This is a genomic window from Rhizobium favelukesii (genome assembly GCF_000577275.2).
Classification (GTDB): Bacteria; Pseudomonadota; Alphaproteobacteria; order Rhizobiales; family Rhizobiaceae; genus Rhizobium; species Rhizobium favelukesii.
This window is the reverse complement of the sequence record NZ_HG916852.1, coordinates 3,286,980-3,310,000: the sequence shown is the minus strand read 5'-3', so window position 1 is coordinate 3,310,000 and position 23,021 is coordinate 3,286,980. Positions and strand designations below refer to the sequence as shown.

Annotated in this window: 18 protein-coding genes, 1 tRNA gene and 2 rRNA genes (1 of these 21 only partly in view); 13 read left to right on the top strand and 8 right to left on the bottom strand. The window is 59.4% G+C overall.

Features of this window, described 5'->3' with window-relative positions:
* The 4 genes from LPU83_RS54985 to LPU83_RS54970 all read left to right on the top strand — a co-directional run.
* Window positions 1-1,955, top strand: a 23S ribosomal RNA gene (locus LPU83_RS54985) (it extends 947 nt beyond the left edge of the window).
* Between the two features lie 182 nt (window positions 1,956-2,137).
* Window positions 2,138-2,252, top strand: a 5S ribosomal RNA gene (gene rrf, locus LPU83_RS54980).
* Between the two features lie 135 nt (window positions 2,253-2,387).
* Window positions 2,388-2,464: transfer RNA gene (locus LPU83_RS54975), tRNA-Met, on the top strand.
* 506 nt (window positions 2,465-2,970) lie between these two features.
* Complete coding sequence (locus LPU83_RS54970; RefSeq protein WP_024319097.1) at window positions 2,971-3,912, top strand: LysR family transcriptional regulator; 942 nt, start codon at window positions 2,971-2,973, stop codon at window positions 3,910-3,912.
* On the opposite strand, the gene LPU83_RS54965 is transcribed toward LPU83_RS54970, so the two are convergent.
* The 3 genes from LPU83_RS54965 to LPU83_RS54955 form a co-directional block, all read right to left on the bottom strand.
* Window positions 3,863-4,600, bottom strand: a complete 738-nt coding sequence (locus LPU83_RS54965) for an SDR family oxidoreductase (RefSeq protein ID WP_024319098.1) — start codon at window positions 4,598-4,600, stop codon at window positions 3,863-3,865. The genes LPU83_RS54970 and LPU83_RS54965 overlap by 50 nt on opposite strands.
* A gap of 429 nt (window positions 4,601-5,029) precedes the next feature.
* Window positions 5,030-5,608 (bottom strand): NAD(P)H-dependent oxidoreductase, encoded by a 579-nt coding sequence (locus LPU83_RS54960; RefSeq protein ID WP_024319099.1) that lies wholly within the window; start codon window positions 5,606-5,608, stop codon window positions 5,030-5,032.
* A gap of 69 nt (window positions 5,609-5,677) precedes the next feature.
* The gene (locus tag LPU83_RS54955; protein WP_197901938.1) at window positions 5,678-6,196 is read right to left on the bottom strand and encodes an SDR family NAD(P)-dependent oxidoreductase; all 519 of its coding nucleotides are present in this window, start codon (window positions 6,194-6,196) and stop codon (window positions 5,678-5,680) included.
* 379 nt (window positions 6,197-6,575) lie between these two features.
* Here LPU83_RS54955 and LPU83_RS54950 point away from each other — a divergent pair, with 379 nt between their 5' ends.
* From LPU83_RS54950 to LPU83_RS75860, 6 genes are all read left to right on the top strand, one after another.
* Window positions 6,576-6,824, top strand: coding sequence for a CopG family ribbon-helix-helix protein (locus LPU83_RS54950; protein WP_024319102.1), 249 nt, complete (start codon window positions 6,576-6,578; stop codon window positions 6,822-6,824).
* Window positions 6,821-7,111, top strand: a complete 291-nt coding sequence (locus LPU83_RS54945) for a type II toxin-antitoxin system RelE/ParE family toxin (RefSeq protein ID WP_024319103.1) — start codon at window positions 6,821-6,823, stop codon at window positions 7,109-7,111. The genes LPU83_RS54950 and LPU83_RS54945 overlap by 4 nt, the downstream gene beginning before the upstream one ends.
* A 253-nt stretch (window positions 7,112-7,364) precedes the next feature.
* A complete protein-coding gene (locus tag LPU83_RS54940; RefSeq protein WP_024319104.1) occupies window positions 7,365-7,598 on the top strand; it encodes a DUF6429 family protein in 234 nt (77 codons plus the stop codon).
* Between the two features lie 106 nt (window positions 7,599-7,704).
* Complete coding sequence (locus LPU83_RS54935; protein WP_157997364.1) at window positions 7,705-7,842, top strand: hypothetical protein; 138 nt, start codon at window positions 7,705-7,707, stop codon at window positions 7,840-7,842.
* Window positions 7,843-7,990: 148 nt separating this feature from the next.
* Window positions 7,991-9,349 carry an IS5 family transposase gene (locus tag LPU83_RS54930; RefSeq protein WP_037069531.1) on the top strand — a complete coding sequence of 453 codons (1,359 nt, stop codon included), beginning with the start codon at window positions 7,991-7,993 and terminating at the stop codon, window positions 9,347-9,349.
* A 110-nt stretch (window positions 9,350-9,459) separates the two neighbouring features.
* Window positions 9,460-9,798: a recombinase family protein gene (locus LPU83_RS75860; RefSeq protein ID WP_024316135.1), complete on the top strand. Its 339-nt coding sequence runs from the start codon at window positions 9,460-9,462 to the stop codon at window positions 9,796-9,798.
* A 270-nt stretch (window positions 9,799-10,068) separates the two neighbouring features.
* On the opposite strand, the gene LPU83_RS54920 is transcribed toward LPU83_RS75860, so the two are convergent.
* Window positions 10,069-10,272 carry a hypothetical protein gene (locus LPU83_RS54920; protein ID WP_024316134.1) on the bottom strand — a complete coding sequence of 68 codons (204 nt, stop codon included), beginning with the start codon at window positions 10,270-10,272 and terminating at the stop codon, window positions 10,069-10,071.
* Window positions 10,273-10,682: 410 nt separating this feature from the next.
* Between LPU83_RS54920 and LPU83_RS54915 the strand changes: the two genes are divergently transcribed.
* The 3 genes from LPU83_RS54915 to LPU83_RS54905 are packed head-to-tail and all read left to right on the top strand — an operon-like array spanning window position 10,683 to window position 14,796.
* On the top strand, window positions 10,683-11,852 hold the full coding sequence (locus tag LPU83_RS54915; protein ID WP_024316133.1) for an acyltransferase family protein: 1,170 nt from the start codon (window positions 10,683-10,685) through the stop codon (window positions 11,850-11,852).
* Between the two features lie 3 nt (window positions 11,853-11,855).
* Window positions 11,856-12,959, top strand: a complete 1,104-nt coding sequence (locus LPU83_RS54910) for a glycosyltransferase family 2 protein (protein WP_024316132.1) — start codon at window positions 11,856-11,858, stop codon at window positions 12,957-12,959.
* A 52-nt stretch (window positions 12,960-13,011) separates the two neighbouring features.
* Window positions 13,012-14,796, top strand: coding sequence for an ABC transporter ATP-binding protein (locus LPU83_RS54905; RefSeq protein ID WP_037070024.1), 1,785 nt, complete (start codon window positions 13,012-13,014; stop codon window positions 14,794-14,796).
* A 151-nt stretch (window positions 14,797-14,947) separates the two neighbouring features.
* Here the strand turns inward: LPU83_RS54905 and LPU83_RS54900 are convergent, their stop codons facing one another.
* From LPU83_RS54900 to bcsA, 4 genes are read right to left on the bottom strand one after another with little or no spacing between them, the layout of a single operon-like run.
* Window positions 14,948-17,245, bottom strand: a complete 2,298-nt coding sequence (locus tag LPU83_RS54900; protein WP_037070022.1) for a cellulose synthase — start codon at window positions 17,243-17,245, stop codon at window positions 14,948-14,950.
* Complete coding sequence (locus LPU83_RS54895) at window positions 17,242-18,291, bottom strand: family 8 glycosyl hydrolase (RefSeq protein ID WP_024316130.1); 1,050 nt, start codon at window positions 18,289-18,291, stop codon at window positions 17,242-17,244. The genes LPU83_RS54900 and LPU83_RS54895 overlap by 4 nt, the downstream gene beginning before the upstream one ends.
* Window positions 18,288-20,807, bottom strand: coding sequence for a cellulose synthase BcsB subunit (locus tag LPU83_RS54890; protein ID WP_024316129.1), 2,520 nt, complete (start codon window positions 20,805-20,807; stop codon window positions 18,288-18,290). The genes LPU83_RS54895 and LPU83_RS54890 overlap by 4 nt, the downstream gene beginning before the upstream one ends.
* Window positions 20,804-22,996, bottom strand: coding sequence for a UDP-forming cellulose synthase catalytic subunit (bcsA, locus tag LPU83_RS54885; protein WP_024316128.1), 2,193 nt, complete (start codon window positions 22,994-22,996; stop codon window positions 20,804-20,806). Before bcsA ends, LPU83_RS54890 begins: the two co-directional genes overlap by 4 nt.
* Window positions 22,997-23,021: the final 25 nt, after the last annotated feature.

Genomic DNA, 23,021 nt, shown 5'->3' with positions numbered 1-23,021 from the left:
TGGTTCTCCGCGAAATCTATTTAGGTAGAGCGTCGACCGAATACCCCCGGGGGTAGAGCACTGGATGGGCTATGGGGACTCACCGTCTTACTGATCCTAACCAAACTCCGAATACCGGGGAGTACTAGTCGGCAGACACACGGCGGGTGCTAACGTCCGTCGTGAAAAGGGCAACAACCCTAACCTCCAGCTAAGGTCCCCAAGTCATGGCTAAGTGGGAAAGGATGTGAGGATCCCAAAACAACCAGGATGTTGGCTTAGAAGCAGCCATCATTTAAAGAAAGCGTAACAGCTCACTGGTCTAAATAAGGGTCTTTGCGCCGAAAATGTAACGGGGCTGAAGCCATGCACCGAAGCTGAGGATGTGTAGCAATACACGTGGTAGCGGAGCGTTCCGTAAGCCTGTGAAGGGATACCTGTGAGGGGTCCTGGAGGTATCGGAAGTGCGAATGTTGACATGAGTAACGATAAAGAGGGTGAGAGACCCTCTCGCCGAAAGACCAAGGGTTCCTGCTTAAAGTTAATCTGAGCAGGGTTAGCCGGCCCCTAAGGCGAGGCAGAAATGCGTAGTCGATGGGAACCACGTTAATATTCGTGGGCCTGGTGGTAGTGACGGATTGCTCAACTTGTTCAGACTTATTGGATTGTCTGGGCAGGGACGCGGTTCCAGGAAATAGCTCCACCGTATAGACCGTACCCGAAACCGACACAGGTGGTCAGGTAGAGTATACCAAGGCGCTTGAGAGAACTATGTTGAAGGAACTCGGCAAATTGCACGCGTAACTTCGGAAGAAGCGTGACCCCATGATACGCAAGTATGGTGGGGTGGCACAGACCAGGGGGTAGCGACTGTTTATCAAAAACACAGGGCTCTGCGAAGTCGCAAGACGACGTATAGGGTCTGACGCCTGCCCGGTGCTGGAAGGTTAAGAGGAGAGGTGCAAGCTTTGAATCGAAGCCCCAGTAAACGGCGGCCGTAACTATAACGGTCCTAAGGTAGCGAAATTCCTTGTCGGGTAAGTTCCGACCTGCACGAATGGCGTAACGACTTCCCCGCTGTCTCCAACATAGACTCAGTGAAATTGAATTCCCCGTGAAGATGCGGGGTTCCTGCGGTCAGACGGAAAGACCCCGTGCACCTTTACTATAGCTTTACACTGGCATTCGTGTCGGCATGTGTAGGATAGGTGGTAGGCTTTGAAGCGGGGACGCCAGTTTCCGTGGAGCCATCCTTGAAATACCACCCTTATCGTCATGGATGTCTAACCGCGGTCCGTTATCCGGATCCGGGACAGTGTATGGTGGGTAGTTTGACTGGGGCGGTCGCCTCCGAAAGAGTAACGGAGGCGCGCGATGGTGGGCTCAGACCGGTCGGAAATCGGTCGTCGAGTGCAATGGCATAAGCCCGCCTGACTGCGAGACTGACAAGTCGAGCAGAGACGAAAGTCGGTCATAGTGATCCGGTGGTCCCGCGTGGAAGGGCCATCGCTCAACGGATAAAAGGTACGCCGGGGATAACAGGCTGATGACCCCCAAGAGTCCATATCGACGGGGTTGTTTGGCACCTCGATGTCGGCTCATCGCATCCTGGGGCTGGAGCAGGTCCCAAGGGTTTGGCTGTTCGCCAATTAAAGCGGTACGTGAGCTGGGTTCAGAACGTCGTGAGACAGTTCGGTCCCTATCTGCCGTGGGTGTAGGAATATTGACAGGATCTGTCCCTAGTACGAGAGGACCGGGATGGACATATCTCTGGTGGACCTGTTGTCCTGCCAAGGGCATAGCAGGGTAGCTACATATGGAATGGATAACCGCTGAAGGCATCTAAGCGGGAAACCAACCTGAAAACGAGTATTCCCTATCAGAGCCGTGGAAGACGACCACGTTGATAGGCCGGGTGTGGAAGCGCAGCAATGTGTGAAGCTTACCGGTACTAATAGCTCGATTGGCTTGATCGTTCTCATTGACCATGCTCATCACAGGGCGAATGCAAAGCATTCGTCCCGACCCCGGCAAGCGCAAGGCGCTTGTCCGCTCAAGGTGATGTTAAGACGTGTTCACCCGGCGAACATCAAATGTTCGCCCGGAAAAAAGAGGTCGCAAGACCTCTGCCAGCTTCTCAATTGTTGCGCTTCGCTGACCTGGTGGTCATGGCGGGGCGGCTGCACCCGTTCCCATTCCGAACACGGCCGTGAAACGCCCCAGCGCCTATGGTACTTCGTCTTAAGACGCGGGAGAGTCGGTCGCTGCCAGGTCTGCTAAACGCAACATACAATCTTCTCATCACAACAAACGGCCCAAGCCGAAAACAAAGGGCCGCCCAAAGCGGTCCTTTCCGCTTTGAACACCATAACGCAGAGCGTATACTTCCGGGGACAACGTCCCCTTGGCGCGGGGTGGAGCAGCCCGGTAGCTCGTCAGGCTCATAACCTGAAGGCCGCAGGTTCAAATCCTGCCCCCGCAACCAACGATTCTTGCGAAAGCAAGGCACCCAAAACCCCGGCTTCCGAAAGGACGTCGGGGTTTTTCTTGTTCGCGGCGAACCGCGGGATCGCGGCCAGGTCGCCGCGCAGCACGATCGCCGGCTCATCCTCGTTAACCAGGTGAGGCCTACGACGGACGGCCGTGCTCGGAAGTCGCTCGATCCTAGCGAATAATCTATCTCGACGAACAGATCGTTAGGGATCGCGATCCAGGACACCAGCGACACTAACAGTGACTTCCGCTTCTACCAGCCAGTCATCGGTCAAAGCCGTTTGCTGAATGGCTTTTGAATTCGCTTTTCAGGCAAGCACCCACTCTGCGAGAACCGTCATGGAGCTCGAGGTGGCTCTACTGTACCTGCTTGTCTGTGTTGACGACCGCCAGCCCAGGGTGCCTAGAAGTCCGCGGGATTTCCAGAAGAATGTGAGTGATTGTAGCCAAGCAAGCCCGGTAACATGAAATAATAGTTTATTGACGGAAGGCATTCTCATGCATCCAAAATTGCTCAAGACATTCCTTACGGTAGCGCGGTGCCGAAATATCACGCGCGCGGCCGAGGAGATCCACCTGGCGCAATCCACCGTGAGTGATCAGATCCAGTTACTTGAGACCGAACTTGGTACGACCTTGTTCACCCGCTCGAAGCTCGGCCTGGAGTTGACGCCGGCAGGTCAAACGTTGAGGCCCTATGCCGAAGAAATCCTGACGCTATCGGACGAAGCGCGGGCTGCCGTGGGCGTAACAGCCGGACAGACCGCCGGGTCGGTAACGATCGGCGCGCTGGAGACGATCGCTTCGGCGATGCTTTCACAAGTACTGTCGGACTTTCAGGGCGACCATCCAGACATCGAACTTCGGCTCAAGGTCGCGGGCAGCGGCGATCTGCTGCGCAAGCTGGAGGATGGCGAAATCGACGTCGCCTTCTGCTTCGACAAGGGCGGCCTCGACGAACGCCTCGTCAAGCGGATGATATCTGCGGAACCTTTGGTTCTTGTTGCTCCGCCGAAGGAAGCATCCACCATCTCGAGGGAAGGCGACTTGACCGCGCTTGCCTCGATGAGCTTCGTCGCGACCGAGGCCGGGTGCATCTATCGGTACCTGTTCGACAAGGCATTTGCCGAGGCTGGCATTGCGGCCCCGAAGCTTGCTGCCGAAGTCGGCAGCATCGGCACGATCGCGCGCCTCGTGGCGGCTGGGACGGGCATGGGCCTGGTTCCGCGCCTTGCGGTCGCCGACGCGCTCGATCGCGGCGAGATTGTCGAGATGCCTTGGCCGGGAGAGGTCGCAACAGCTTCACTTGTCATGATCTGGCGCCGCCGACGGGTGCAGCCGCCGGCGCTGAAACTGCTGCTGGCGGCCGCGAGCGAGAATTTCGCGCCGGTCAAATCAGCCGGTGGCCACCCTCGACATGCAGTATCGTCCCTGTCGTAAAGGCGTTGCCCATCAGAAAACTGATGGCGTCGGCGATATCGTCTGGTTGTCCGACGCGCCCGACCGGCAGTCGCTTTGCCATCGCGGCGAGCGTCTCGTCTTTCTTGTCGCCGGCGACGAAGCGCCAGATGGGGGAGTCGACCCAGCCTGGCGAGACGGCGTTGACCCGGATTGGCGCCAGTTCGATCGAAAGCGCCCGGACCAGTCCTTCCAGCGCGGCATTGACGGCGGCGACGACCGAGCCTCGCGCCGCGGGCCGATAGGCGGCGATGCCGGATGTGAAGGTGATGGAGCCGGTGGCTGACAGCACGGGTGCGCCGTATTTGGCCAGGAGCAGCGGCCCATAGAATTTGCTTTCCACCACCCTCTGGGCCACCTTTAGTTCGACCGAAGGCAACAGCTGATAGGCGCCTTCGATATCGGCTGCGGTGCTGACGATATGGTCGAGCCGGCCGACCTGCCTGAACAGCTCGGCGACCTGATCCTCCTCCGCGATATCGGCCGCGACCGTGTCCAACGCCGCTGGTGCCTGCAACGCCTCGCGGGCGCGCTTCAGCTTGTCCTCATTGCGTCCGACGATGACGACCGCCGCACCGGCGTCGAGGCAGCGCTTCGCCAGCGCAAAGCCCATTCCAGAGCTACCCCCGGCGATAAGAATTTTCGTATGCGCGACTTCATTATTTTCCATGTCTTCCGTTCCCTCGAGTGAACCACCTCCATTGAGAATTCGCAGATCTGCCTGAATAGAGGAAACGGAAGAACACGAAGGCGCCATCGGAATCTCCGATGACGACTAGACCGACGCCGATGGAGCTTGGGGTTCGTGCTTTATTAAATCCCCCATCCCCGTTTCCGTCCACAGCGACAGGCGATGCCGCCGTCGCCGCGTGCCACGCCGGCGCCGTGACGGCCGAGCTGCCGTTCGAGCGACCGTGACCACGGAACGAGCTTGAAGATCATTCGGGACGAGCGGGGCAGCGTTCGGCGAGGCGCCGGTCGAGGAGTCGTCCAACACCCGCCGAAGTCGCTCGCCTAATCCGATAGGGGTGCGAACGATACAGGATCGCGCGCGAGATGAGCAGCTTTGCGCCTAGGCCACCCGCGCGAGTGACCGAGCTCAGCACAGATCATGTGCGAGTTGCCGTGCTTCGGCGAGCCAGGCGTCCCGCTCAGCAGCCGTGCTGGTCGCAACCACACCAAAGAGGCGACGTTCGACCTTAGGCACCCCGCAGTAGGCGAGAATGCATTGTCGCCACATGCGCTCCAGCGGATCGCCGAAATGCTCGCGTTCCCGATCCGGCAACGTATTGCCGGTGTTGAGGACGAGCGCAGCTCGTGTCGCCAGCAATCCGATTGGCTCGTCTCCTGCGTCCTCTCCCTTGGGGAATGTGTATGCCGCCTGAGGTGCGAACACCCGATCAATCCACCCCTTCATCATAGCGGGCGGCGCACCCCAGCAATTGGGGTGTACGACGGCCAAAAGGTCGCTTGTGATCAACTCTTGGATATGCCCCGTCACCACCGGATCGAGCGACCGAGCGCCGCGAGCCTCGGCGGCTGTGATGATAGGATCAAAGCCTTCAACATAGAGGTCACGAACCCTGACGTCGAAACCTGCCTCCGACCAAGCCTTCTGAACTTCATTGGCAAGTGCGTGATTGAAGCTATGGGAGTCCGGGTGACAGACCACAACCATTGCCTTCTTTGATCGCCTGTTTACGACCAATTCCGGTTTGCACGACTCCTGCACCTGCGATGCCCGTTCTCACTTCGCATCCGGCATTCTTTGACCCTGCCGGTACATGCGCTCAGGCTTGGTTCCGGCAAACTGTCCACCGTCGATCGGAACAATCGCACCCGTGATGAAGCTGCTATCATCGGAACCCAGCCACAGGACCGTCCTGGCGACTTCGTCGGAGTTGCCCAGGCGTCGCATCGGAGTCGCCATGGCGGCCTGACGTTGCGCCTGCTCACCAGACGCCTCGAGGTGATGGGTGAGGATTGGCCCCGGCGCGAGTACGTTCACCCGGATGCCGTGATCAGCATAATCCGACGCCGCAATCTTGGTCAGCGCTATAACGCCGGCCTTGCCGGTGACATAACCCGCGAGGTTGGCCACGCCCTGAACGCCCGCGACCGACGCCATGTTAATGATGGAGCCCCCACCGCTTGCCAGCATAGCCGGGATCTGAAACTTCATGCCGAGAAACGTACCGCGGATGTTGGTTCGAATGGCGCGGTCGAATTCGTCGACACTCATGTCGGCGAGGGGCTTCGGGTGCACCGCATCTCCACTACGACGACCGGCAAGATGCCTGCGCAGCACACTTCATGACGTGGTTGGCACCCTTTGCCAGGTCCTGAAAACCGCTATCCGCCACAAGTGGCTCCGGAGGGCGGCCGGACCGCCGCCCTTCCACGGAGGCCGAGACCCCACGGTCCGATAAAGACACCCGAACGGGTGTCGTCACGAATCGCTTGCCGATTCGTCAGCCCGCTTGGCAGGCTTCATAAGGGAGCGGTCCTTGTCCCGCCACTCCGATCCCCGGCGTGGCCGGAGCTTATTCAATTCATCAAAACGAAAGTCGTCTCTCATGAGCAAAACCTTGACGAACCACGTTGGTTCACCAATAATTGAGGTGAACCAACGAAAGTTAGGTACCATGACTGCTGCTTTTACCGTGCGTGTTTCGGATGAAACCGCGAGCAAGCTTAATCAGATCGCGGAAAAGCTGGATCGCTCTCGTGCCTATATGGCCGCCGAGGCTATTGAGGCTTTCGTTGAGCAGCAGGAGTGGCAGCTTGCCGAGATCGAGGCTGGGTTGGCTGAGGCCGATCGCGGCGAATTTGCCAGCGCCGAAGATGTGGCGAAGATCGTTGGGAAGTACGTCAAGTCCGCCCGCCAATCATGAGCGGAAAGCGTATTCGCTGGACGCTTCGGGCGTTGCGGCGGCTTGACGAAATCGGCGCCCGTATTGAGCAGGACAATCCCGATGCGGCAGCGCGTGTGATTGCCAGGATCGTGACCGCAGTGGATATGCTTGCGGACTTGCCTGCAAGTGGGCGGCCGGGGCGCATCAAGGGTACCCGTGAAGTGGTGCTGGCCGATATTCCTTACATCATCCCGTACCGTGTCAGTCAGGACATCGAAATTATCACCGTCATGCACGCCCACCAACGGTGGCGGTCGGCATTCTAGTCGTCCCGATGGATTCAGAAATCGCCTTCACGGCAGTGACCGCATCGAGGAATTTACGCGGCTGGGGATCAATGTTCCGGCAGACTTCGCCGTCCTCGGCTGCGGCAATGCGGAGGAAGGATTTTATTGCCAGCCACGCCTTTCGACCATCCGACCAGAGTGGCTCGCCTAGGAAGAGGTTGGGCGTTACGTGACCGGTACGCATTCGGGGTGGGCTACAGCAGTCGAGCGATTTGCATGTTAGGATCGATCGATGGATATCGACGAGAACAAGATCGACGATGCTGTCCTGGCACTGCTATGGCTGACGCTGCATGACGGGCGTCGGGTATGGAAGAGTTTTGATTGGGATGCGACGGACCGACTGTTCAAGAAGGGTCTGATCGGTGATCCGGCGAGCAAGACGAAGTCCTTGATCTTGACGGATGAAGGCTTGCAGCGGTCAGAGGAATTGTTTCGGGAGTTGTTCACGCGGCGGCAGCAATAGCTACGGCCTTTTGGGCCGTCCAATGCCCCGGCAACAAACTCCTCGATCCTGTTTGCAGCATGGTCTGCGATCCGGGCCCCTATGACCTGAAAAGGAGATACATGCCATGACCGTGCCGCTGCGCGCGGCCCCCTATTTGCGCGTCTCGACGGCGCGACAGGCCGAGCATGACGTCTCCATTCCCGACCAGCGCAAGCAGGGCGAAGCCTATTGCGTCGGCCGTGAAGAACTCCCAAGCGGCTGATTTAGCGTAAGAATCGAGCAATCTGCAGATCTTCTAATTGCAGGAAACAGCCGACGAATAGGCTGTTTCCTTGCAAAATCAGTTTGAGGTTTCCCTGGTTGGCGAAGCGTGATTCACTGGGTTATCGCGATGAATCGGAGAGCCAGGAATGGGTAAACCACGCGAACGGCGCGAAACGGGTGAACAGGATTTGTTCCGATCCCGGCTGGACCAGATCATCAACATGAAGCACGAACTGGTGCGCCTGGCGCAGGCGATCGACTGGCCTGTGTTGGAAGCCCGCTTTGGGACGGTGTATTCGGACGGAGCGGGCATGCCGCCATTGCCGACGCGGCTGATGGCGGGGCTGGCCATTCTTAAGCACACGTTCAGCCTGTCGGACGAGGCCCTGTGCGAGCGCTGGGTGGAGAACCCCTATTTCCAGTACCTGTGCGGCGAGGAGTTCTTTCGGCACGACCTATCGTTCGACCGCTCCTCGATGACGCGCTGGCGGCAGCGCATGGGCGAGGAGCGGATCGCCGCGCTCTTGCAAGAGAGCCTGGCCGTGGCTGTCAAGACAGGCGCGATGAAGCCGCAGGATACGCGGCAGGTGATCGTGGACACGACCGTTCAACCGAAGAACGTCATGTTCCCGACGGATGCCAAGCTTATTCACCGGGCGCGCGAACGGTTGGTGCGGCTGGCGAAGAAAATGGGGCTGGATCTGCGCCAGACCTATCTTCGGGTCGGTAAATTCGCCCTGATCCAATACCAACGCTACGCTCATGCGAAGCAATTCAAACGGGCCGGCAAGGCACTGCGCAAGTTGAAGACCTATCTCGGCCGGATCGTTCGCGACATCGAGCGTCAGATCGCCGGTGACGAACAACTCGACGCGATCTTCAAATGGTCGCTCTATCAGGCAAAAACGGTCATCGAGCAGCGGCAACGTCAGCGTGGCCGCAAGATCTATAGCCTGCACGCCGACGAGGTCGAGTGCATTGGTAAAGGCAAGGCGCACAAGCCCTATGAGTTTGGAGTGAAGGTGTCCGTGGCCACAACACTGAACCGTTCAAAGGGCGGGCAGTTCGCTCTGCACGCGACGGCGCTGCCCGGCAATCCCTACGATGGCCACACGCTCGCGACCGTCGTTCCGGATATGGAAAAGATGATCGGCAACGAGGTCACCCGCATTCTGGCCGACGCTGGATACCGCGGCCACAATGCTCCCGAAAGTCACAAGCTGAGGGTCTTCACCAGCGGCCAGAAGCGCCGCCTCACGCCCGCCATCAAGCGCCAGATGCGACGACGATCGGCGGTCGAACCCGTCATTGGACACCTCAAGAGCGAACACAGAATGGACCGCAATTATCTCGCTGGCGAACAGGGGGATGCCGTCAATGCCGTTCTGGCCGCAGCCGGATACAACTTCTCCCTCCTGCTGCGATGGTTCAGACAGCTTTTGTGTCTGGTAGCCGCACTAATCTCCACGTCCCAGAGCCGATCGATACCGCAGCTCAATGTCTGATATCGAGTTCTTCACGATCGACTATTGCGCCTCACGCGCTTCAGGCTTGCGCAAACCTATGTCGAGGCCGGGGCTTCCCCACCAACGACCGCCGCCCCGAATTCCAGCGCATGATCGAGGCCGGGACCAGCAGGCCCGCGCCCTTCGATATTGTCGTGGTCCATTCGTTCTCGCGCTTCTTCCGCGACCACTTCGAGCTTGAGTTCTACGTCCGCAAGCTCGCGACGAACGGCGTCAAGCTGCTGTCGATCACGCAGGAGATAGGCGACGATCCCATGCACCTCATGATGCGGCTAGGGATCGAAAGACGAGCTTTTACGCACGCTTGTCGCCATTGGCGGCGGGAAATCGGCGGGAACTGGCGTGCCCAGTTCTATACTGAAATGGCGGGTCGGGAGGGATTCGAACCGGGCATACGTCGACAGTCTAGGCCGCTGGCCTCGGGATAGGCTTTTCAACCAATCGCAGGAATCGTTGGTTGCGTGCCCCCGCAACCAAATCTTCCCAAGCACCCGAAATAACCAGACCCAGATAGCGCTGGCGATCGTAGCTCCTCCGTCATGCTCGATTCCGACTTCACGGCAGTATCGAGGAATTTACGCTTGAAGCGTTCCTCAAGCATCGTGGTTGCTTCCATTGCCGCCAGGATCGATGCGATGCGACCGTGAACCGCAAGCGTCGCGGGGTGGTGGTCCCGCGACGCGCGTCGGTACTTGATACTAATTTACCACAACCCGCCGAGCGAGTGCCATGACGTAGTCATCGGCGATATCAGCCAAAGTCAGGGCGACCTCCGGTTCATTCCACCCCGCCGCGAGAGCCCTTTGCACGAAATCGCGAAACGTCGCCGCGAGTACCTCCTCGCGACCAAGAGCTCGGCAGGGATCATTCGCGGCTTGCATTATCAGACGGATAGCTTTCATTGATGCGCCCCCTAACGGTTTGCCTTGTTGCACCAGAAGTGCATTCGTCATGCACTCCGACTCTTGCCATGCGCTATTATGCTTCTTTTCTAATGGCTTACGCGGTGCGTGTCGTTAGCCGCCGATCCCAAAACTTGCAGCGGCGTCCATTTCTGCGGCTGGGAGGACACTGGCCGATCATTCCCCTCGCTCAGGAACGATTGGAGTGACAACGCGTTCGATAGATCGGACTAAAGTCTGATACTGCCCCAGCGCCACAGTTTGGCCCGATTGCCCGGAATTTTAAGAAGCACTTTGGCACCTCAATCCGATCCATCCGGAACGGAATAAACAGCACAAAAGCGGGTCGTGAGAATGTCATTGGGAGTAGGCTCCGACGAGGCGAGCTCCCTCGAGACCAAGGGGGATCCATGCTTCATGCACGAGAACGGCAACTGGACGGACTTCGCACTCTCGCCGTCGCTATGGTCCTATACCACCATTTCTTCGCGGTCGATGGATCAGTTTTGGGTCATCTCGGCGTACGCCTCTTCTTCGTACTCAGCGGCTTCCTGATAACGCGGCTCCTTTTAGATGCACGTTCCGCTATCGACTATGAACCGGGCACTGCGCTGAAATCGTTCTATATTCGCCGCGCTTTGCGCATATTCCCTCCCTATTTTGCGATGTTGGGCTTCGTTTGGTTTGTAAACCTTGAAGGAGCTCGCGGTAGCCTCAAGTGGCACGCGGCTTACCTCTCGAACTTTTGGTATGCCCTCCACAATGAATGGATACCTTGGGTGTTGTGCCACACCTGGAGCTTAAGCATTGAGGAACAGTTTTATATTGCCTGGCCGTTGGTGATCCTGCTGGCTCCCCGCCGCTTCATTGGACCGATTTGCGTCGCGGTCATCGCATTCTCGCTAGCGTATCGCTTCTACTGGCCGTTCACAGGCACACCCGCCCTCGCGCGTGACCTTCTTCCTCCGGCGTCGTTGGATGCGCTCGTAGCTGGCGCCCTCCTCGCCGTCCATCGAAGCAGGACTGAGGTTTGGCCCCGCTGGATGCGGGTAAGCGTTGCTCCCCTGACCGCCGGCGCCGTCATTTTCCTATGGCTGAAACCAGTGCCGATGACACCAGCGCTTGAATGGCTGACGTGGATCGGTGCGGAGATTTTTCCCATCATACCCCTCGTCATGCTGGTCGGAGGCTGTTCGTCGGGCCTACGAGGACCGCTCGGCCGCCTGCTGGAACTCCCGCCGATCACCGCGGTCGGACGCATAAGTTACGGCGTTTACCTTTTCCATCCGATTGTGCTTTCGCTGATCGTCAAGGCTCAGGCCTGGATCCCGGTCAATGTTTCGGAACAGGGTCCCGGTCGTTTTGTGATTGCGACCGCGGCCACACTGATGCTGGCTTCGATCTCCTGGACGATCTTCGAAAAGCCGCTCAACCAGCTCAAACGCCACTTCCCCTATGTCCGCTCCAGAAGCCAGGCTCACATTCCGTCGTCGAACAGGGCGAGTGAACCCGACGTACGAGCATACGAGGTTTCAGCGTACCGCCCAAGCTATGCCAACCGCGATGAACATGGGACTTAATAGATGCCTGATCCTCTGATCTCGGTCGTGCTGCCTGTTTACAATGGCGAGCCTTACATTGCCGCCGCGCTCGAAAGCATTCTGCGCCAGGACTACGACCGCTTTGAAGTCATTGCGCTTGACGACGGCTCGACCGATCGTTCGCTGGAGGTCCTTCAACGGTGTCGAAAAGCCGACGATCGTATCCGCATCGTCTCGCGGGAGAACCGCGGACTGATTGCGACGTTGAACGAGGGCATCGCCTTGGCGAGAGGGGACCTTATCGCCCGAATGGACGCAGACGATATTTCCTATCCATCCCGCTTTTCGCGCCAGGCCGCACTCTTTGCCAAGCAGCCTCAGCTCGCGATCAGTGGTACGGGCATTGATCAGCTTCTCGGCAACCGCGTGGTACGCGGCAGGCCAAATCCGATCTATCAGACCGGAGATTGGCACATACTGTCGACGTTCTTTACCATCTTCTTGCACTCGACCGTGATGTACAACCGCAAGGTCATCCCTGAAGACATGCTGGTGTATGACGCAGGCTATGTCCATGCCGAGGATTTTGATCTCTTCGGGCGCATTGCCCGGCAGTTTCCTGCGGCGATGATCGATGAGAGCCTCGTTGCCTATCGTATTCACCGCGACAGCGTCTCAAGCAGACACAAGCAGCAGATGCGTCAAACGCACCTGAAGATCGTCGCGGAGAACCTCGAACGACAATCTCTTTGCGACGATCCCGATGCGCTTCATGCCATCGGGGCAGCGGTTACGCCCGACACGGTACGCCGTGCTGCAAATTGCCTCCTCGCGATCGAACGGAAAATCGCGGAGCGGGTGGGTCCGACGCGTTCCAGCTACGCGCACGGAAGCTTGTGCTTCTTCTATTTCCTCTATCAACTTATTATTGACGAGCAGCGACCGGAGCTCACGCACGCGTTTTTAACGCTGACTGGAAAGTGGCAGCTCATCCGGCGTCGAGAACAGTACGGACTTCGGTCCGCTGCTTATGCGCCGTGGTTGTGCCGCTTTTCAGGCGGCGCGACCCGGCGACTGGATCTCATGGCGCGCTACTATCAATCGGTGCCCGCTAAAACCGTACAGTCGCTTCAAGGGCTCGCATAGTGGGCGTATTCCCCCGCGCCAGAGCCTGCCACCAGCTGAGGTCACGACAGCCATGCTAGAATTCGTTTGGTCGAGTTTTCGGCTATTGCGTCAGGCGCTCGGCCGGCAGATCTACCTGCTTGCGATTGTCGTCGTCTTAGGATTAAGCACCGCCGTCCTCGAAGGCACGGGCATCGGTCTCATTATTCCGATGCTCGGCATTATCGGCGGCGAGAAGGATCCCTCGGGGATGGCTGGGCTTTCAGCCGTCTTCCAACAGGTGGGCGCCGGTTTGGATGATCGGGCAAGGCTTATTGCGATCGCTGCCGCAATCCTCGGATTGATCACAGTGAAGAATGTGCTGGCGTTCGCCAACGCCGTGCTCACCAATTTCATCTACGGCAGAGCCGGCCACGCCATGCGAAGTTCTCTTGCCGGCCAGCTTTTGACGATTGGATACTCATTTTTTCTGCAGCAGAGCCCGGGGCGCCTGCTCAATATCATCTCCAACGAATCCTGGCGGGCTTCGGACGCAATACAGACAACCCTTGCGGCGATCGTAAACGCATCAGCCGCCGTCATCTTGCTCATCTTCCTCTTGCTTCTTTCATGGCAGATGACCCTGTGCGTCGCGCTGGGGCTCGTTGTAATCCAGGCTATTCATGCAATCCTCTCTGCCAGCCTGAAAGGGCCGAGCCGCAACGTCACGTCATTCAACAGTGAACTTGCCTCGAAGATGCTTCATCTCGTACATGCGGGGCGGCTCATCCGCGCATTCGGACAGGAACTGCGCGAAAAGGCACTCTTCGATTCCTCTTCAGATGCCGTTCGAAAAGCGAGTTTCGTTCTGCAATCCCGACAAGCGATATTGCCGCCATTGACAGAGATGCTGCATTCAGCTGTTTTTTTAACGGTCGTCGTCAGCGCCTGGCTTTGGGGCGTGAGTTTTCCGATTATCGTCGCTTTCGTGGTCCTGCTATATCGGCTGCAACCGCATGTGCGTGCGCTTCAAATGGCGTGGAGCGCGGTGCAAGGCTGGAGTGGTTCTTTGGAAGAGGTCAGATGGCTCTTGGATTCGTCTGATAAGCCAAAGCCACCGGCGGGCGACGACCCGGTCCAGGGGCTCCGCCAGCAGATTGGCTTTGACTGCGTAACGTTCAAATATCCGGGCTCGGGCTCGCGACCGGCCGTGCTGCGCGCCGCGAGCTTCGACATTCGCCAAGGTCGATCGACAGCAATCATCGGACGATCGGGCGCTGGAAAGACCACGATCGTCAATCTCCTTTGTCGATTTGTGGAGCCCGACGAGGGAGGGATTCTGATCGATGGCATCTCACTCAATCAAATCGATCCTCTCCAATGGCGAAGACAAATTGCGCTCGCCAGCCAGGACCTTGAGCTGATTGATGGTACAATCCTGGAAAACATCACCTATGGTCACGACGCTTCGTTTGCCGACGCTGAAAACGCCGCCAAGCTTGCTGAGGCGCACGAGTTCATCGAGAAACTGCCTGACGGGTATGAGACCGTGGTCGGTTACAGGGGAGCCACCGTCTCGGCAGGTCAGCGACAGAGGATCGCGCTAGCAAGGGCGCTCGTGCGAGATCCGGAAATTCTCATCTTGGACGAGGCCACGAACGCCCTGGACGGATTGTCGGAAGCTGCGATCGTCGAAACCTTGAAATCAAGGGCCGGCCGTCGCACGACAATCGTCATCAGCCATCACCGCAGCACCATTTCGTTCTGCGACGAAGTCGTCATACTTCATGACGGCAGCGTCAGGAATCAGACCTCTTTTGCCAAGGTCGCAACACTAAGCATGGATCAGCTCTACGAGCATGAAACGCCTTCTTCCTAGGAGAGATTGCGGGACTTTCGGCGGGGGCGGGCGTTGCATCGGGACTTGAAGGAATGAAGCGGCGCATCCGCTCCGGCGGAGTTCTGAGGCAACGCTGGTAACGGCCGTGGTTGCCTCCGGCGCACGCTAAGTGGCACTGTTCACGCCAATTTCAATCGACGGTGTCGGGATGCGTCGATGCCTTCAGATCGGCTAGACCACGGTTCGCGTCCTTGCTGCCGGTCGCCGCGGCGGCCGTGAATATCCGTTCCGCGTCGCCGTACATCTTCATGTTCAAGTAGGCATATCCCCGAAGCACCAACAAATCGATCGGCTCCTGGCGCAGCTGGGCGCGCTGATCGAGATATATCAAGGCCTCGCGATAACGCTTGGCGTCGAAGGCGGCCAAGGCCCTGTCGGCCAAGATCGCAATCTGCAGTTCCGCCGCGCGCTGTTGTGTCTGCGGCGCCCTTGTGGCTGCAACGGCGGCATTGTTGGATAGGCCGGCCCGCAGGTAGGCGAGGCTCTGGCCATAGGCCGCATCTTCGCGCGTTTTGCGGTTTGGACTGAGCAGCGCCGCCTCGAACGCCTTTACCGCCTCCATCGGGCGATCGATGTCCATCAGGCACCACCCACGCGACAGTGCCGCTTCAGGATGGAGCAATTGCGCATTGAGCGTGGTAGTGCATCCGCGCAACTGCCGCGCGCTGCGGCGAACCGTCACCGTTTGCATCGCAGGCTGGCGCGAGACCTCAACGCTGGCTGGCGGGTTCGCGGCCTCATCGAGACCAGGTGCCCTAACGATCTCAGGGGGCGAGGCGGCTGCGCCTTGCGGCGCCGTCTGCCCGGGAGCGGGCAGGGGAGGTTGCGTCGTTTGCCGGTTGGTTGTCTCGCCCAACTGGGCGATGCGCTCGGATTTTCCCGCCCACAGCCGTTGGATCTCGGCCACACCCGCCCGGTCGCGCAACTGCTGACGCGTGATGGCCAACCCGTAGGCGGACGGCTCGTCATCCGGTTTCCAGCGCAACGCCGTTTCGAACCAGCGCGCTGCCGTTTGCGGTTGGTTGAGACTGCGGGCGAACCAGCCGAATTGCTGTGCTGTCGGCACATATTTCTGGGCAATGATTTCTGCCGCGATGCGTGAAAGCACCTCTTCGCTGAGATCGGCGGGTGGCTGCAGAGCCATCAGGTTTGCCGTCGCCGCGAGATAGGTCGCGGTCGCATCCTTGGAGGCGCCACGCCATTTGTACATGATGTCCTCCGCCTCCTGGGGCTTTTTTTCCGCGATCAACGTCAGCGCCAGACCCTGGGAAGCAATTGCCGTGTCTTCCTTGTCATGGGCTGCCCGGAACCATTTCTCGGCATCCGCATAGTTCTCCCGGCGAAGCTGGTACCAGCCGAGAATAAGGCTGTCGGATGCCAGGCCCTCGGTTTCGGCAAGTCGTTGAACAATCGAGAGGTAAGCCGGCGCCACAACGAGATCGGGGTCATCGTTGCCAGCCGCGACGAAGCGGCGGGCAAGGTCATTGCGGATGCTGTCGAACTCGCGACCGCCGTTGCCATCGGGGCGTTCGAGCCCCAGGAGATCCTGCATCGTTGCGTAGGACAGCAAAGCAGACGCTTTCTGAATGGTCGCCAGGCGCTCCTGCGGATTCGTGCAGTTCTTGAGGATATACATATAGGCATCCCGGGCGCGGGGCGCGCGATCCGTCCTCGCGAAGGCTTCGGCAACCCGCCAGAGCACATCGATGTCGCTGCATGTCAAAAGGCTCGGCGTGTTGGCGCCGATCTGGACGACGGTTGCGTATTGCTTCAGGTCGGATGCATTGACGAGGCGTGCACGGGCTTCCGCGACATCCAGTCGGTCAAGCAAGTCGGGCGGCGGCTGCCATCCCGATTCGGAGACCTGTCGATCGGCAATAGCCTTGCGAAGCTCCGCGTAGCGTCCCTCCGAATACAGTTGCCACATCTGTTCCAGTTGCCTGTCACCGCTCTGCGGAACGGCCAGAGGGTCGGCGGGTGGCACCCAGTTCGGGTAGAGCGCCTGGAGGCGCGCGATCTCGGCCTGCAGTCGCGCCTTGTCACCACGGCTGGCGAAATAGCGCAACGCACTCTCGTCGACTTTCGGCTGAGCCGGCTTTGCTGGCTGACCAGCAGCAGGCTGCCCTTGCGGTGCCTGCGCGACCGTTACGGATTTTTCGGCCTCGTCACCGGCAGTCTCGCTCTCCTGAGGCAGCGGCGGGACCGTCGTTGCGGCCTGCAGCCGATCTGCAATCGCCTGTACGTCGATCTGAGGCTTGGGGCCGATCTCCGGCCCCGTGACACGACCCATGAGCATGAATTGTGGCGCGGGCGCGTGACCCGATCCGCCGAAGCCCAACATCTCCTGAAGTGCCGCACGATCCTTCAGGGCCGTCACCAGACCGGCCACCGCCACCGCGACAACAATTGCAACGGATGAGGATCTCACAGACACTCCGGATGCTTCTCCCCGACAAATGCCAACCCAAGAAGATGAAGGGTCGATGGATAATAGAGCGATGGCTCAAACTGCTGCGACGACTCAGGCAGCTTCGTTCCGTCTGTCACACAGGCCACGACATCGTTAACAATTCGATAACCCGGGTCCGACAGCAGCGTCTTTGGCTTGCCGGACGCGAGGTTGATCGTCGCCGGAGTGCCGTCCTCGGCGGTCATTCCCTGGCGTAATCTTGACAGCAGAGCCTTGTCCGAAACTCCCGCGCGAACAAGGTAGAGCGGTATGCGCAGGCTGTTGTATCCGAATTCCGCGTCGAAGCCCTTGGCGGGTTCCGGCATGTGATCGAGGCTCACCCAATCGGCGGGCAGCTTTCGTGGGCCGAATTGCATCGACCGCAACAGCGACAGGCCGTCATCCGACAGTTTCTGCCAAGCGTTAGACGGCGCCAGCAGCGCCATGATCGGGATCGCCTCGTAGACCCAGTAGGAGGGATTGACGATGGGGCCGTCCTTGCGATCGGAGGAATCAAAACCGCTGACGCCCGGCAGCAGTAGCGTGTGTCCGCCTGAACTGACCACGACATGCGAAAGAAGCGCCTGGGCCATCTTCGCGGCCGCCTCGATATAGTCGCTTCTGTTCCAGGCAGACCCCGCAAGGGCCAGCGCATAGGCAATCAACAGATCGCCGTCCGACGCGTTGTTGATATCGGTGACATGCGGCGTAACGGCCGGATCCCATTTCCAGGCCGCCAGGCCATCGTCGCGCAGCAGCAGTTCGGTGCGCGTGAAATACCATATCTGCTCGAAGTCTGCGGGGCTGTCGGCAAGGTAGGCAAGCAGCAGACCATACCCTTGGCCCTCGCTGTGGCTGATATTGGCGTTTGCATCATCGACGATGCGGCCGCTGGCATCCAGGAACTTCGCCTTATAGGCGCCCCATGCCTGCGGGTTGATCCCCGGACCTTGCGCCTGCGCGGACTGGCAGGCGGCGGCAACCGCGAAGCTTGCGGCGCAGATCAGTTTCAACAGTCTCTTCATTCGCGCCTGCCCAGCCTGGAAAGCATGCTTGCCGTGGCAACGCCGATCAGAAGCGAAAGGACGACCAGAAGGAAGGCGTAGGACAGTATGTTCGTAGACAACCAGTTCGCAGCGATCAGACGATAATTTGAGATTGACCACGGCTGAGAGGCCACGAAATCGAAGCGACCGACCGGGACGCTTTCGACCTTGCCGGTCTTGCTGGAATAAGTGGTGATATGACCGGCGACCTGCGGCCAGTTGACCTGTGCGGCAACTGCCTCGGCGCCCTCACGCAGGTCCTCGGCGGAAGGAGCCGTGACGATGGTCCAGGACGATCCCCCTGCGGCGCTTTTGCCCTGAGCGATCAGGAAGCTGTCGTCGTTCGAGGGCGTGAAGGCTTCTTCCGACCCGGGCACGAACTGCAGCGAACTCAGCGAAATGTCGAAGTTGCGGCGAAGCCACTCCTGAAATGAGGTGATCTGCCCGCGCCATACTCCGCCGCTAACTTTCGAGCGCCAATCGTCAAAGGTCACGGAAGGTTCGGTCTGGTTCGATTGGGCCGCGGCGGGGGGCCGCCAAGAGGCCTGACTGCTCGCCGCTATGTTCAGCTGCGTCAGCACTGCCGGCGGCATCTGCGAGATCGATCCAATGAAAATGGCGTCTCGCTCGCCGATGGCGCCCGGCGTCGCTGCCGGCTCAACGTCGATCGGGCGGCCGGCAACGATCGCCATTTGTCCGAGCAGCGTAGCGGTCGCCGACAGTGTATCGCTATCAATCCGGTCGATGAAGAGGGGCGTTGGCTGCGTCGCGCGGTTATAGGGATAGCCGGTTCCAGATAGGCCGGCGAGGTTCGGCCGTTGCCCGATCCGGGCAAAGTCGGGAATGTGAAGCTCGCTGGTGTCGAAGAGCGCAAAGCGCGGTGCTGCGCCGGCCGTCGTGCCAGGCACGCAGACCTCGTCCTCTTTCGTCATCAGGATGGCTTCAAGCGACAGCGTGTTCAAACCCGGCTTGAAATGCCGCATCGTCACGCGAATGGGCAAGTGCCGGAAGATGCCCCCCCCTGTTGACGAAATGGGCACCGTCGATGCGATGTTGCCGTTGACATAGATGTCGATATGGCTGCCGGGCAGGACATTCTGCGTATAGGCTGCGTCGAGTAGTACTGTGGCTTCGCCATAGGCGTTCGCATAGAAATCGGACGGCACGGCGATATTGAAACTGGTACGGAAGCGTCGTCCTGAAAACTCCGTTGTCGGCACGCCCAGCTGCGCAAACGTCAGGTTCGCGGCGGAGAGAACGAGCGGCGCATCCGGCGCGCTCCAACGCTGGGTTACCAGCGTGTCGCGAACGGCCGTCGCTGGGCGATCCGTTGTCGAAACGATCGTGTCGATAGCGGACGAGATTGCTGGCCAGGACGGGCCGCTGATCAAAAGAACGGGTGCCCCAGACTTCGGGTCCGTCACGAACGAGGCCAGCGGCGCTGCTTGCGCGGCCGGCGGCGTCGCGATGACTGATTGCAGCTCGGCCGGCGTTCCAACGACGACAGTCATGCGACCCGCACCCGTTTGCGGCAACGTGTCAGGCGTGAATGAAAAGGTTTCATTCGGCATGCCGCTTAGAACCGCGAGGCCCTGGGCAAGGCGTAAGAGAGGCTTTGTCGTGCCCGGCTGCTCGAGCGCCGGTACGACGAAATTGAACTGCGTCTTGCCGGTTTCGTCTACACCGGTCGCGCGGATGGCGTCTGTACTGGAAAACTTCGCGGCCTCTTGCCCACTAAAGCTCAGATAGGTCTTTGCCGGGTCGATGTCCGTCCAAAGCTCATACGTCGATTGAACAGTGCAGTCGGTGCGATGGCGTTGGGTGGCTTCAAATGTCAGAAGATTCGCGCCCGGTTGTAGCAGTCCCGCGGGCACGTCGAAGGAGACGTTCGATGGCGCGTCCGACGAGGCGATCGGTTGTTGACCGACGATCCTGTTGTTCAGAAGAACCGTTAGTTGCGACGCCTCCGGGGCAACGACGACGGCATTTTGATAGGAGAAGTTGAACTTCGCTGGCGCGGCAGCCTGCTCTGGCGTGATGTAGATCGACCACGACCTGCGATCATACTCGCCATCCAGGCCGAACTTGGCGAAAGGGATGATGTACCTTTGAACCGAGCTTTGACCAGCTCGCTGGATGGGCGGTTGCGCAGGGCGTTGCGCCTGCGCCGGGACGACTGGTGGCGAAGGCTGCGGTCGAGCAACGTCGGCCGGCGCCTGCGGTTGCGATGGTGGCGTTGCCGAGGCTGATGGTGAAGCGGGTGCCATGGAGAAAGGGGTGGGCGCGGCAGGCATGGGCGCCACCGGTGTCGGTGCAGGCGATGCAGACCGCGGCGGCGCCTCTGCCGGTGCAGGCGTCGCCGGGAACGTCAGTCTCGGCACCATCGGCGCACTGCCCTGCTCACGTTCACCCGACATGTCGAAAGGCGGCGTTTGCGCATAGGCAACTACTGAAGCCGCGAGGAGAAACGCCAAGATCGATGTGATCTTTTTCATCGGTAGCCTGCCTTCGCGACCTGGCTCTGCCGCTCGCGTTCGGGCCGCATGCTGCGGAAAAGGTACACGAGGCCGCGGCTTGTCTGATAGAGCGACAGGCCGAGAAACCAGATCGTTCCGCGAATGAGACCTGGGTTGTGGCGGCGCGCCTGCTGGAACTGCGTCCACTGATCGGAATTCGCAAACATCAGGTCGGCGATCAGGCGGTGGTCGAGGGCGTTCTTCGGACTATATTGGCAGCCAACAGCCAGAATCTCGCCTGAAGGCTGGATATTGCGGACGATAAGCGGCAGCGTTTCGATGCTTGCGCCGCTGTGAGGCTGGAAGCGTATCTCGCCCTCGGCGCCAATCACCATCGGATCCAGCTGCTTGTTGAACACATGCAGCCGGGCACCGTGCACCGAGACGTCCTCGATGGATGCCGTGTGCCACTTGCCGTTGACCCCGAATTCACAACGCCGGTTTACACGCACGCGACGGGACGCAGCCCGCTCGCCACGTTCGGAAACGACGCCTAGGGCGCAGCCGGCCATGATCAGGTTGATGATGTTCCAGCCGCCGACCACCAAGGTCACGTCGGCCTTATACGGCTCGGCGTAGATACGAAAGATCGTCACCACCAGAGCAATCAGTTGTACGGCAAAGATGACGAAGAACGGTCGGCTGATTTCCGAAAGACGGCTGACCGCGATCGACTCGTCCTTCGCCGTAACCTTGAACGTTGGCTTTCGCGGATTGAGCATGACCGAAACCACTGCCGGGAGCAGGTGAACCGTCTGAACATACTCGTAGAGTTCCGAGATCCAAGGCCAGCGGAAGGAACCGTAGAGGTAGTTCTGCATCATCAGGTTCACAAGCATGTATGCCAGCGTATAGGCAAGGAACTCGCCGCCCGATGCGGTGAAGATCTCCAGATCGAAGAAGAGGTAGAAAAGCGGCGCGAACAGAAAGATCGTGCGCGGAAACGGGAAGAGCCAGAAGAGCGTCGACGACATGTAGCAAAGGCGTTGCGGCAGTGTCAGGCCCCGCTTCAACAAGGGGAAGCGGAAGCGCAGAATTTGCATCATTCCCTGTGCCCATCGGCTGCGCTGGCCGATGAAGCTTGCAAAGGTCGCCGGCTGCAGCCCGGCGATCAGGGGCTTGTCCACATAGATGCTGTTCCATCCGCTGCCATGCAGCGCAAGGGCGGTTTCGCAGTCCTCCGTGATGCTGATACCGCTGAATCCGCCCTGGGATTCCAGTGCCCTTCGGCTGAGGACGGCAGCTGAGCCGCAGAAGAATGCTGCGTTCCATTTATCGAGACCGCGCTGGATGATGCCGTAGAACATCTCGTTCTCGCTCGGCATTCTCTCGAAGGTTCGAAGATTTCGTTCCAGGGGATCCGGGTTGATGAAGAAATGCGGTGTCTGGACAAGGAACAGCTTCGGATCGTCGTCGAAATAGCCGACGGTCTCGAGCAGGAAATCGCGTGCCGGCGCGTGGTCCGCATCGAATACGGCAATCAGCTCGCCGCTCGAATGCTTCATTCCATTGTTGAGGTTGCCTGCTTTGGCATGCTCGTTTCGGTCGCGCGTGAGGTAGCGTACGCCGAGATCCTCGCAGAGCTTCTTGAGCTCGTTGTGACGCGCCGCTGCCGCCTGGGCTTCGAGAAGCTTGTTGGAATTGCGCTTCTGCAATGTGCCGCCATCGTCCAGCAGCCAGACATGCAGCCTCTCAGCGGGATAATCCATGGCCTTCGCGGCGGCCAGCGTATTGGCGAGGAGGTGCGAGTCCTCGTTGTAGGAGGGGACGAACACGTCGACGTGGGGAAAGCGTTCTTCCTTGCTCGCCCGCGAAGGGCGCGGCGGCAGGGGGGTGGCGACGATGAACAGGCTGAGCGCCAGCATCGCCACGCTGTACATTTCCGCGAGGTAGAGCAGCAGACCGGGGATGAAGTTTTCTGGCTGATTGATCGGCGGCAGCGTGCTGGTCGTGCGCCAGTAGACATAGCGAAGAACAATTGAGGTGCCGAAGGCAAGCGCGATCAGCCTCCAGGTGCCTTCAGCCTTCAGCCCCTTGATGATCGCCATTACGGCGACGACGACAATGCTCGCAATCAGCTGGGTCTGCAGGTTCACTGGCAATGTGATCAGCGCGATCACACATAGAGAAACGAAGGCCCACGTAATGATGCTCCGGGCTTTATGCATCAAGATCCCTTTGACAATGCAGGCC